Genomic DNA, 12,160 nt, shown 5'->3' with positions numbered 1-12,160 from the left:
CGAAATCACGAAAAAGCCATACGGCGCCCGTTTCTATCGGCCTTGGCCGGGTGGAATTGGGGCATAAGCTAACATATTCGGTTAGGAGGCATTTAAATCTAACACATGAAATCTAGCCATCCGTGCAAAAGCTGACCACCACAATCATGCGGGTCGGAATGTGAATGACCGACCATTCCTGGGTGGATTGCGCGTCTGCGGGCCGCCGAAAAGATGCAATCGACCCGCCATGCACTATGGCATATGTCCTTGTCGGTTTATAAGAAAAACGGTTGAAACAGCGCGCGCCATTCAGGCCCGCTGATGGGGTAAAGCAATTGTCCTTGTTCCAGGTTTACATCAAGGCTCTCAAATATCTGGCGGCCTACCGCCTGCGGGTGACCATGGTGGTCATTGCCAACATCATTCTGGCGGTCATTACCATCGTCGAGCCCGTGCTCTTTGGCCGGATCATCGACGCCATCTCGGAAAAGGGCGATGCCAAGACCATGCTGATCGCCTGGGGCGGTTTCGGCGTATTCAACACGATTGCCTATGTGCTGGTCGCCCGCGAGGCCGATCGGCTCGCCCATGGCCGTCGCGCCGATCTTCTGACGGAGGCCTTCGGCCGCATCATCTCCATGCCGCTCAACTGGCATCACCAGCGTGGCACGTCGAATGCCCTCCACACCCTGCTGCGTGCAAGCGAGACCCTTTTCGGCCTCTGGCTTGAGTTCATGCGGACTCACCTGGCGACCGCCGTGGCCCTCACCCTGCTCATTCCGACCGCCTTCTCGATGGACTGGCGGCTGTCCTCCGTGCTGATCGTCCTCAGCGTGCTCTACGTCCTGATCGGCAAGACGGTGATGAACCGCACCAAGGAGGGTCAGGCCTCCGTGGAAAGCCACTACCATACGGTCTTTTCCCACGTCAGCGACTCGATCAGCAATGTCTCGGTGCTTCACAGCTACAACCGCATCGAGGCCGAGACGCGTGCGCTGAAGCAGTATGCCCAGCAGCTGCTCGCCGCCCAATATCCGGTGCTCGACTGGTGGGCGATCGCCAGCGCCCTCAACCGCATCGCCTCCACAGTTTCGATGCTGGTCATCCTGGTGATCGGCACGATCCTCGTCCAGCAGGGTGAACTCAAGGTCGGCGACATCATCGCCTTTACCGGCTTTGCCGGCCTGCTCATCGGTCGACTGGACCAGATGCGCCAGTTCGCCACCCAGATCTTCGAGGCACGATCCAAGCTCGAGGATTTCTACCAGCTTGAGGATTCCGTCCAGGAACGCGAGGAACCGGCCGGTGCCGCCGAACTCAAGGACGTGAAGGGAGACGTGGAGTTCCGCGAGGTCTCCTTCGATTTCGCAAACACCACCCAGGGCGTTCACGACGTCTCCTTCTCGGTGAAGGCCGGGCAGACGATCGCCATTGTCGGACCGACCGGTGCCGGCAAGACGACGCTGATCAACCTGCTCCAGCGCGTTCACGAACCGCAAAAGGGCAAGATACTGATCGACGGTACGGACATTTCGACCGTCACCCGAAAATCGCTGCGCCATTCGATCGCGACGGTGTTCCAGGATGCCGGCCTGCTCAATCGCTCCATCCAGGAGAATATCCGCCTGGGTCGCGAGGACGCGAGTGACGAGGAAATCCTCAAGGCCGCCGAGGCCGCGGCAGCGACGGACTTCATCGAAAGCCGCCTTGCCGGCCTGACGACCGTCGTCGGCGAACGGGGCAACCGTCTCTCCGGCGGCGAGCGCCAGCGTATCGCGATCGCCCGCGCGATCCTGAAGAACGCCCCGATCCTCGTTCTGGACGAGGCGACCAGTGCGCTGGACGTCGAGACGGAAGCGCGCGTGAAAGCAGCGATCGACCGCCTGCGCAGGAACCGCACGACCTTCATCATCGCGCATCGACTTTCCACCGTGCGCGAGGCCGACCTCGTGCTCTTCCTCGATCACGGTCGCATCGTCGAGATGGGCGGTTATGACGAGCTCAGCGCCAGCGGCGGTCGCTTTGCCTCCCTGCTCAAGACGAGCGGCCTGCTGACCGAGGAAACGGCCGCGGCCTCCGCAGCAGCACCCTGAAGTCGTCCCGGCATCGCCGGGAAGACAAGCGGCCGCGGTCTCAATCGACGGCGGCCGCCAAGCCTTATTCGGCCGCGACGGCCGGCGGCAGGCTGTTCTCGTTGCCGGCCGCGCCCGCACCGCCCGCGCCCTCGACCTTCCCCTTGTTCTTCGGCTCACGACCGAAGAACAAGGCATAGGCTGCCGGCAGCACCAGGATGGTGAGAACGGTCGCCACAAGGATGCCACCCATCATCGCATAGGCGAGCGGACCCCAGAACACGCCGCGCGAGATCGGGATCAGCGCCAGAACGGCCGTGAGTGCCGTGAGCATGATCGGCCGGAAACGGCGGATTGCCGAGCCGATGATTGCTTCCGAACGCTCCATGCCCGCAGCGATGTCCTGGTCGATCTGGTCGATCAGGATGATCGAATTTCGGATGATGATCCCGAGCAGGGCAATCACGCCGAGGATCGCCACGAAGCCGAAGGGGGCGCCGCTCACGAGCAGCGCGGCAGCAGCACCGATGATGCCGAGCGGACCGGTCGCCAGCACCAGCATCGCCTTTCCGAAATGCTGCAGCTGGATCATCAGCAACACCACGATGACGAGCAGCATGATCGGGGCCTTGGCAGCGATCGACGCCTGGCTTTCGGCACTGTCTTCCGCCCCGCCCTGTACCTCGATCTTGTAACCGGCCGACAGGCTGGCGCGCAGGTCCTGCAACTGGCCATAGATATGTGTCACCATGTCGTTCGACTGTACGCCGTCCGGCAAGGTGCCGCGCACCGTGATGGTCGGCAGGCGGTCGCGGCGCCACTCGATGCCCTGTTCCAGAACAGGAACCACGCGAGCCACCTGCGACAGCGGAACGAAGGCGCCGTTGTCGGTCGGAATGTAGACCGAGTTGACCGCCGTCAACAGCTGCCGGCTATCGTCCGGCTCGCGGGCGACAATCGATATGGTCTCCTCACCGGCCCGGACATCGGCGAGCGGCGCACCGCTCATCGTCGCCTGCAGCATCTGCCGCAGGCGCTGCGACGTGACGCCGAGCGCACGGGCGCGGTCCTGGTCGACCACCAGCTTCATCGCGGGCACCGGCTCCAGCCAGTCGTCGTGAACGGCACTCAGCAGCGGATTGGCAAGAAACACGGCCTTCACTTCGTCGGCAATACGGCGAACCTCGGCCCGATCCGAACCCGAGACGCGCATCTGCACGGGCCAACCCGTCGGAGGGCCGAGGAAGAGCCGGTCGACCTTCGAACGGATGGACGGAAAGTCCTCGGCGAGGATGCCGCGGAGCTTGGCAATCAGGCGCTCGCGTGCCGGCTCGTCATTCGCCATAACGAGAAGCTGGGCGAAGTTCGGATTGCGCAACTGCTGGTCGAGCGGCAGGAAGAAGCGCGGTGCGCCCTCGCCGATATAGGTCGCGACGAAGCGCTTGTCCGGGTCGTCCATGATCCGGCCTTCGAGCGCCTTGGCCTGCGTCTCGACCTCGTTGATGCTGGTCCCTTCCGGCAGCCAGAGATCGACCAGGATTTCAGGACGCGAGGACTGCGGGAAGAAGTTCTGCGGAATGAACTGGAAGGCCCAGAGACTGGTGACGAAGGTGGCGAGCGTCAGGCCGATCACGATCAGCCGATGGCGCACGGCCCAGCCGACCGTCGCGCGGAGGCGCCGGTAGAAGCCGGTATCGAACACGTCCTGGTGGCTTCCGGCGTGGTGCCGCTGCTTGAGGATCATGTAGCCGAGCCAGGGCGTGAAATAGACCGCCACGAACCAGGAGACGACCAGGGAAATGCCGACCACGTAGAACAGCGAGCGCACATATTCGCCGGCGGTGGATTCGGCGAAACCGACCGGGATGAAGCCCGCGGTGGTGATCAGAGTGCCGGTCAGCATCGGGAAAGCGGTCGAGGTATAGGCAAAACTCGCCGCGTCGATCTTGTGCAGCCCCTCTTCGAGCTTTCGCTCCATCATCTCGACCACGATCATCGCATCATCGACAAGCAGGCCGAGCGCGATGATCAGCGCCCCGAGCGAGATGCGCTGCAGATCGATGCCGAGTTCGTACATGATGGCGAAGGTGGCGGCGAGCACCAGCGGGATGGCGATCGCGATCACCAGACCTGAACGCCAGCCGATCGACACGAAGGACACCACCAGCACGATGGCAAGCGCCTCGACCAGCGCCTTCATGAACTCGCCGACCGCCTCGCGCACCACCTCCGGCTGGTTCGAGATCTGTGCGACCTCGACGCCATGCGGCAGCGATGCTTCGAAGCGCTGGAAGGTTTCCTCGACAGCCTTGCCGACATCAGTGACATTGAAGCCCTTGGCCATCACGACCCCGACCTGGACGCTGTCATGGCCGTTGAAGCGGAACTTGCGCTGGTAGGGATCTTCGGTGCCCTCGGTGACCGTGGCAATATCGCCGAGACGGGTCACCTGCTGGCCGGCCCGCAGCCTCAGTTCGCGAATGTCCTCGGCGCGGCCGAACCCGCCGTCGACGGAGATGCGGACCGAGCGTTCGCCCGTATCGATCGTTCCCGCGGGATCGATGGCGTTCTGACCTTCCAGCGCATTCTTGATATCGCTGAACGTCAGGCCGCGCTCCGCAAGAACCTTGGAGGAGACGTCGATGTAGATCTTCTGCGGCTGATCCCCGAGAATGACCGCCTTCTCGACGCCCGGCGTCGTCAGCAGCATGTCGCGCGCCTGGATGGCGTAGGTCTTGAGCTCGGGATAGCTGTAGCCATCGCCGGACAGCGAGTGCAGGGTGATGAAGGTGTCGCCGAACTCGTCGTTGAAATACGGCCCGAGCAGGCCTTCCGGCAATTCGCTCGAGATGTCTCCCACCTTCTTGCGCACCTGGTAGAAGGCGTCAGCCACGTCATCGGCATTGGTATCGCCTTCGACCTGCAGGGTGATGATCGCGCTGCCGGCCCGGGTGTAGGACTTGACCCAGTCGAGATGCGGCACTTCCTGCAGCTTGCGCTCGATCTTGTTGACCACCTGGTCCTGCATGTCGGTGATCGAAGCACCTGGCCAGACGGCCTGAACGACCATCACGCGGAAGGTGAAGTCGGGGTCTTCCTTCTGGCCCATGCGCATCAGTCCGAGCACACCGGCGATCAGGATCAGGCCGAACAGGAAGCGCGCGATGCTCGGGTGACCGATCGCCCAGCGCGACAGATTGAAGGAACCCTTATCGGTGGACGTGGTCATGGCGTAAATCCGTTTTCGAAAAGGTTGGGTCAGTGGGTCTGGCTGATAGGTGTGATGCTGCCGGTGGCAAGCGAGGCCTGCTCGGCATCGGCGGCCGCAAGCTTCACCTTCAGATCCTCGCTCATGAACTGCGTCCCCGCGACGACGACGAGGTCGCCGGGTTTGAGGCCTTCCGACACGCGCACGCCGGCGTCGGAGAAATCGACCACGGTGACAGGACGCTCATGCACCGTCTTTGCTACCGGATCGACCGTCCAGACAATCGGACGGTCTGCGGGGTCACGCGCAAGCGCGGTGAGCGGCAGGCTGAAGAGCGGCTGGCCGCTTTCGGCATCTGCCCGGACCGATGCCGTCATGCCGAGCAGCACCCGGTCGTCGGCCGGTAGCGACACGCGGACGGAGAACGTGCGCGACGCCGGATCGGCACTGCCGGCGACCTCGCGAACCTTGCCGTCAAGAGCGACGCTGTCATTCGACCAGACGCCCACCTTGACCGCCTTGCCGGGGGCAAATGCGAAGACGTCGTTCTCGGGAACGGCGATCGAGACTTCCTTTTCGCCGTCGACGGCGACCGTCACCACCGGCGTGCCGGCAGCGACAACCTGCCCCGCATCGGCATGGGTCGCGGTCACGATGCCGTCCTTGTCGGCCGTGAGTTCCGCATAGCCGACCTGGTTTTCCGCCTGGGCGAGCACCGACCGTGCGGAATCGCGTGCCGCGACCGCCTGGTTGTAGGCGAGCTGCGCCTGTTCGAGCTGGGCCTTCGCCGCCACCTGCTGCTTGAACAGCTGGTCGGCACGCTTCATCGCGAAGTCGGCGGTCTCGACCTGCCGTTCGGCCGCGACGAGATTGGCACGCGCGCTCGTCACCGAAAGCGCGTAGTCGGTGGCATCGAGCCTGGCGAGCACATCGCCCGCGCGAACCCGGTCACCGATGTGGACGCTGCGCTCGACGATCTTGCCGCCGATCCTGAAACCGGCCGCCGCTTCGCTGCGGGCGCGGACGGCGCCCGAATAGCTGAGCTGGCGCGTCATCGCGGCCGGAGCCACCTCGACGACCTTGACCGGACGGACCGGTTCCTTCGGCGCTTCCGCCGTTTCGGCGGAGCAGCCGACAAGCGCTGCAACGAGCAGCAGGGGAAGGACGGTTTTCTGATACATGGGACGCTATCCTCGGCGAAGGGCGGCCTTCGCGGCTGGTCGTTTATTCTCGCAATTTGATCTTCTGTTTCGGGCCGCGATCAGGCCTTGAGGGCACGGATCGCGAATTCGGTCAGCTCGGTCGGAGATGCGCGGTTCTCCTTGCTCAGGCACTGGGCGACGAGCTGCGGATGGCTGAGGATGACGGTGCTGGCACCGAAGCAGCGCGACGCCACAACCGCATCCTGATTGGGAAATTCGCCGGCGGCGATCCCGTCCTCGATGATCTTCTGAAGAACCTCGTTGATCCGGTCGATATGCTGGTCGATGACGTGCCAGTTCTGCTCGATGGCGACGATCACCATTTCGTGGACCTTCTCGGCGTCCATCATGGTCTCAACAGTCAGGCGATGTTCCATCTCGACATAGCGGCGGAGCCGTTCCTCTGCGCTGATCGGCAGGGAAGCGATGCTGAGGGCCAGTTCGTAACCGGCGCCGAGCATCCGGCTGCAGAGCCCCTGCAGGATCTCCTTCTTCGACTCGAAGAAGCGATAGATGTTCGCCGGCGACATGCCGAGGTCACGGGCGATGTCGGCGACATTGGTCTTGCTGTAGCCATAGTGGCGGAAAAGCCGTTCGGCGGAATCGAGAATCCGCTTGACGTTTTCCTGCCGCGCAAGGCTCTCGGATGAATGGCTTTCGCTTTCGGTATTGACGGTGGCCATGATCAAATCCTGATGACTGACGAATTTCGAATTTCGTCAATTGTAAATCGACAGATGATTTTTGTCAACCTCGCCCGCCCCGAGAGACCTCCTTCTCGAGGGCGGCACATCGGGATCAGGTTGGAAGCAGGCGGTGAAATCACTTGTTGCCGTCCGGATTGTGCCTATATCGTCAGCGCACCGCGGGCGGAGAATCGTCGGCCCGCCGGCCGGCCCAAAGACAGGACCAGAATGAACCGCTGATGGCCTTCCGCTTCGTCCACACTGCCGACATCCACCTGGATTCGCCCCTTCGCTCGCTGTCCTTGCGCAACAGGGAACTCGCGGACCTGATCGGCGACTCGACCCGCCAGGCGCTGGTCAGGATCGTCGATCTCTGTGTCGAGGAGCAGGTCGACGCGCTCGTCATCGCTGGCGATCTCTATGACGGCGACCAGACATCGATGAAGACGGCGCGCTTCCTCGCCTCGCAGATGCAGCGCCTGCATCAGGCAGGGATCGCCACCTACACGATACGCGGCAACCACGACGCCCTGTCGCGCATCACCCAGGAACTCGTTCTGCCGCCCTCGGTGAAGGTCTATTCCGGCCGGGCCGAGGCCGTGGAAGTGGAAAAGGGAGGCCTCGGCATAGCCTTTCACGGCCTGAGCTTTGCAAGACCCCAGGCGCTCGAAAGCCTGCTGCCCAAATACCGGCCACCGCTGCCGGACAGGGTCAATGTCGGGATCATGCACACCAGCCTTGCCGGCGCCCCCGGCCACGACGTCTACGCCCCGTGCAGCCTCGCCGACCTGCAGGGCTCGGGTTTCGACTACTGGGCGCTCGGCCATATCCACCAGCGCAGCGAGTACCCGGGCCACACGACGGTCGTCATGCCCGGCATGCCGCAGGGTCGCGACATCAACGAGGCAGGCCCGAAGAGCATATCGCTCGTGACCATCCACGACGACCGCAGCCTCACCGTCGAGGAGCGGCTGACGAGCATCGCGGAATTCGCACGTCTTCCCGTCGACCTGAACCAGGCCGCCAGCTGGTTTGACGTCGTCGAGACGATCGAAACATCCCTCGCCAAACTGCGCGACCGTACACCCTCGGATCATCTTGTCGCCCGCCTCGTGCTGACCGAAACGACGCCGTTGTCCTGGCGCCTGCGCCGCGACCGGGACCTACTGCTCGCCGAAGCCGAGCAGCGCGCCGAAGGCATTGGGCGAGCCTGGATCGAAAAGATCGAGATCGCCACCAAGGCGCCGGGCGAGACATCCACCCGGTCGAGCGCCGATCCGCTGATCGAGCTTGCCGAACTGATGCGGGACGACGTGTCGATCCGCCACGGGCTGCGCGAGGAAGTCCGTCGCATGGTCAAGGAACTGCGCGACGAACTCCCGCCCGAAAGCCGCGGCTTCACCGGGAGCGACGAAACGGAGTTCGAAGCCTATGTCGAACGGCTGCTGGCCGAAGGCAGCGACGATATCGTTGCCCGCCTGAGGAGCGACGGGGCGAGGGCCGCCGAATGAGGCTGCGACGGCTCGACCTCACCCGCTACGGCAAGTTCACCGACCATGTGATCGACTTCGGCGCGGTCGAACCGGGCGCGCCGGATCTCCACATCGTCTACGGTCTCAACGAGGCCGGAAAGTCGACCTCTCTCTCCGCCTATCTCGATCTGCTCTACGGGATCGAGGAACGCAGCCGTTACAATTTCCTGCATGCCTACAATGCTATGCAGGTCGGCGGCTGCCTGGAATTCGCCGGCGTGTCCCACGACCTGAAGCGCGTCAAGCAACGCGCCGGATCGCTGCTCGACGGGCGCGGCGAAGCGGTGCCTGAGGCGTTGCTGTCCGTGCCGCTGGCCGGGATCAGCCGGGACGCCTATCGCACGATGTTTTCGCTCGACGACGTGACGCTCGAGGAGGGCGGCAATGCCATCCTCCAGAGCAAGGGTGACCTCGGCGAACTGCTCTTCTCGGCCAGCGCCGGTCTGGCGGGTGTAAGCACGACGCTGGGCGCCATCTCGGACGAGGCCGACACTCTCTACAAGAAACGAGCCCGCTCCACGCGGATCGCCGAGCTGAAGCAGAAGCTCGCCGAATTGAAGGCGCGGCGCGACGAAATCGACACCCTGGCGTCGACCCATGCCGGCCTCGTCGCCGCACTCAGCCAGGCCGAGGCTGCCTATGACGAGGCAATGCATGCGCGCGGCAATGCAAGGGCGAGAAGCGAGGCGATCACCCGCCTGTTGCGCGCCCGCCCGCTTGCCGCCGAATGCCGCCGGCTTGAAGCGGAGCTCGCCGAAAACGCCGGCCTTCGGCGTCCCCCGGCCGACTGGGCTCGCGACCTCCCCGGCCTGATGGAGGAGGAGACCAGGCTCGCGACCCGCCTTGCCGGCATCGAGGCGGACATGGAGCGCTTGCGACAGGAAATCGAAGGCAGCGAGCTCGATGAACCCGTTCTCGCGCTTTCCGACCGGATCACCCATCTCGCCAGGGGGCTCGCGCGTTTCGCCGGAGCAGAGGAAGATCTGCCGAAGCGGCGGATTGCCCTTGCCGCCCGAAATGCCACCATCGACGGCATCCTGACCCGACTGGACCGGACGGGATGCGAGACGCCGGCAGACCTGCTTCTGCCGGCCGCAACCGTCGGCGCCCTGCGTGACTTGATCGAGATGCGGTCCGGCGTGGAGGCACGGCTGCAGACCGCAGCCCGCGAGCTCGCGGCGGCGAAGGCCGCCAAAGAGCGCGTCGATTCCGAACACGAGGCCGTGGTCGCACGTGGCGAGGACGCCGACCCTTCGATGATTAACCGGCTCACGGCAACCTTGACGATTGTCCGCCGCAGCGATCATGCGACTCGGTTGCGGCTTGCGGAGCGCAGTCTCGGTGATCTGGAGCGCCGATTTGCCGAAGCCGTCCGTCTGTTTGCCGAGCTCGCCGACGGTGATCTCCTTGACGGCGAAGCTCTCCGTATCCTTGCCCTGCCCGATCCGCGACAACTCGAGATCTGGCGCGCGGCTCTCGCCGCCGTGGACAGCCGCATCGCCGACCATACCGAACGGCGACGCCAGCTCGTCACCCAGCACAAACAGGCCGAAGCGCGGATCGCCACCCTCGGCGCACGCAGCGGGCTGGTCGAGGATGCCGAAGTAATCCGACTGCGTGCTCAACGCGACGCGGCATGGAGGAGCCATCTTCAGCGGCTGGACAAGGAAAGCGCCGAGGCTTTCGAAAAAGCCATGCTTGCCGATGACCTCGGGACCACGGCGCGCATGGCGGCGATGCGCGATCTTGCCGATCTGCGCACCCTCACCGAGGAACGGACGGTTGCGGCAGCGGGGATCGACCGCCAGGAGGAATTGCTGGACGAAGCGAAATCTGAACGGGAAAGGCTCCTGTCGGAACTTCGGGACACACTGCCGAAGTTCTTGTCCGTCAGCGCCGACGGCAACCTTGCCCGGCTGTTCTCGTTGATCGAGCAACTTGTCCGCGCACGCTCCGACGCCCAGTCCGCCTGGGAGCGCCTGGAGGCGACCCGGCACGAGATCGCGACGGCGCGGGCCGATGCCGAACTCGACCGTGACGCGCTCGCCGCGGCCCTCGACGCGGCCGGCATCGAGCGAACGGGAGAAACGCTCCCCGAACTGCTCGAGGTGGCCGAGGCCGCCGTAACCGCCGGCAACAGCAGGGCGGCTGCCCGGACGGCGGCGGAAAAAGCCATCGCCGACCATAAGCGTGCGCTTGACGATCGGCGGCGCGAATTCGAGGAAGCCGAGAGAGACCGGGACGACTGGCAAGCTCGGTTCTCGGCTACCCTCGCGGAAACCTGGTTCGGCGAGATCGCCTCGACCGGGGCGGTACGTGAAATCCTCGAGACCCTCACCGAACTCGCCCCCGCCTTGAATGATCGAGACGAATTGGCGCGACGCATCGCCACGATGGAAAAGGATCAGGCCGACTTCGTCGCCGAGGTGCAGGACATCCTGTCGAATCTTGGCGAAACCGCCGACCCGGCTTCGGCCAGCCGCACCGCTGTGACGCTCGCCGCTCGTCTGGAAAAGGCGCGCCATGACCAGTCGCTGCGCTCCGATAAAATCGCCGCCCTCGATCGCCTCGCCGAAACCCAGCGCAAGCTCAGGCAGGATCTCGCGGAACACGCCGCCCGCAAGAGCGAGCTCACCTCGTTCTTCGGGGTCGACACGCTCGCCGAGGTCTCGCTCGCGCTCGAAACGGCAAACGAACGGGCCCGCCGCGAGACGCGCCTCGCTGCCCTTCGGGAACAGATCCTCGCCGAATTGCATGCCGCCACGATCGAAGCCGCGCTGGCCGACGTGGAGGCGAGTGATTTCGACGCCATGGAACAGGAACAGGCAGAGCTTGCCGCGCGGCTCGACGATCTCGACGAGCGCGCAAGACAGCTCTTCGCCGAGAGGACGCGGGCGGGTGACAGGCTGGATGCGGTCGGCGGCGACGATCAGGTCGCCCGGATCGAAGCCGAACGCCGGACGATCTTGCTCGAGATCGAGGAGCACGCAGCCAGTTACCTGCGTCTCAAGAGCGGCGTGCTGATTGCCGGCGAGGCCCTGCGGGCCTACCGCGACAAGCATCGCTCATCGATGATGAAACGCGCCTCGGAAGCCTTCCGCCTCATCACCCGTGGTGACTATACCGGCCTTGCGACCCAGCCGGACAAGGACCGCGAAACCCTGATCGGCCTGTCGCGCCAGGGTGGTTCGAAACTGGCGAGCGAAATGTCCAAGGGAACCCAGTTCCAGCTCTACCTGGCGCTTCGCCTCGCCGGCTACGAGGAGTTCGCCGCAAGCCGGCCCTCCGTTCCCTTCATCGCGGACGACATCATGGAGACCTTCGACGAGCCGCGCTCGGAAGAAGTGCTTAGGCTGTTCGGGGAAATGGCGAAGATCGGCCAGGTCATCTATCTCACGCACCATCGCCATCTCTGCGACATCGCCCGGCGTGTGGTGCCTGAGGTCAGGATCCATGAGATCGCCAGCTAGCCCGCAGG

6 protein-coding genes are annotated in these 12,160 nt (G+C 64.3%); 3 read left to right on the top strand and 3 right to left on the bottom strand.

Annotated elements, in window-relative coordinates; translation table 11 throughout:
- Window positions 1-317: 317 nt before the first annotated feature.
- Window positions 318-2,075 (top strand): glucan ABC transporter ATP-binding protein/ permease, encoded by a 1,758-nt coding sequence (locus ACX93L_RS17780; protein ID WP_459406050.1) that lies wholly within the window; start codon window positions 318-320, stop codon window positions 2,073-2,075.
- Between the two features lie 64 nt (window positions 2,076-2,139).
- Here ACX93L_RS17780 and ACX93L_RS17775 read toward each other — a convergent pair whose 3' ends face one another.
- The 3 genes from ACX93L_RS17775 to ACX93L_RS17765 all read right to left on the bottom strand — a co-directional run bounded on the left by ACX93L_RS17775 (window position 2,140) and on the right by ACX93L_RS17765 (window position 7,147).
- Window positions 2,140-5,283: an efflux RND transporter permease subunit gene (locus ACX93L_RS17775; protein ID WP_459406049.1), complete on the bottom strand. Its 3,144-nt coding sequence runs from the start codon at window positions 5,281-5,283 to the stop codon at window positions 2,140-2,142.
- Between the two features lie 29 nt (window positions 5,284-5,312).
- Complete coding sequence (locus ACX93L_RS17770; protein WP_459406048.1) at window positions 5,313-6,443, bottom strand: efflux RND transporter periplasmic adaptor subunit; 1,131 nt, start codon at window positions 6,441-6,443, stop codon at window positions 5,313-5,315.
- Window positions 6,444-6,523: 80 nt separating this feature from the next.
- Window positions 6,524-7,147, bottom strand: coding sequence for a TetR family transcriptional regulator (locus ACX93L_RS17765; RefSeq protein WP_459406047.1), 624 nt, complete (start codon window positions 7,145-7,147; stop codon window positions 6,524-6,526).
- Window positions 7,148-7,389: 242 nt separating this feature from the next.
- Between ACX93L_RS17765 and ACX93L_RS17760 the strand changes: the two genes are divergently transcribed.
- Both ACX93L_RS17760 and ACX93L_RS17755 read left to right on the top strand, forming a co-directional pair.
- The gene (locus ACX93L_RS17760; protein ID WP_459406046.1) at window positions 7,390-8,661 is read left to right on the top strand and encodes a metallophosphoesterase family protein; all 1,272 of its coding nucleotides are present in this window, start codon (window positions 7,390-7,392) and stop codon (window positions 8,659-8,661) included.
- A complete protein-coding gene (locus ACX93L_RS17755; RefSeq protein WP_459406045.1) occupies window positions 8,658-12,152 on the top strand; it encodes an ATP-binding protein in 3,495 nt (1,164 codons plus the stop codon). The genes ACX93L_RS17760 and ACX93L_RS17755 overlap by 4 nt, the downstream gene beginning before the upstream one ends.
- Window positions 12,153-12,160 lie beyond the last annotated feature (8 nt).

This window comes from Rhizobium sp. CAU 1783 (assembly GCF_054551725.1).
This window is presented reverse-complemented; position numbering and strand designations above follow the sequence as displayed.

Excerpts from the sequence above, each read along its gene's own strand:
- ACX93L_RS17760 (WP_459406046.1), top strand. The coding sequence starts at position 7,390 with ATGGCCTTCCGCTTCGTCCACACTGCCGACATCCACCTGGATTCGCCC.
- ACX93L_RS17765 (WP_459406047.1), bottom strand. The coding sequence starts at position 7,147 with ATGGCCACCGTCAATACCGAAAGCGAAAGCCATTCATCCGAGAGCCTT.
- ACX93L_RS17755 (WP_459406045.1), top strand. The coding sequence starts at position 8,658 with ATGAGGCTGCGACGGCTCGACCTCACCCGCTACGGCAAGTTCACCGAC.
- ACX93L_RS17775 (WP_459406049.1), bottom strand. The coding sequence starts at position 5,283 with ATGACCACGTCCACCGATAAGGGTTCCTTCAATCTGTCGCGCTGGGCG.
- ACX93L_RS17770 (WP_459406048.1), bottom strand. The coding sequence starts at position 6,443 with ATGTATCAGAAAACCGTCCTTCCCCTGCTGCTCGTTGCAGCGCTTGTC.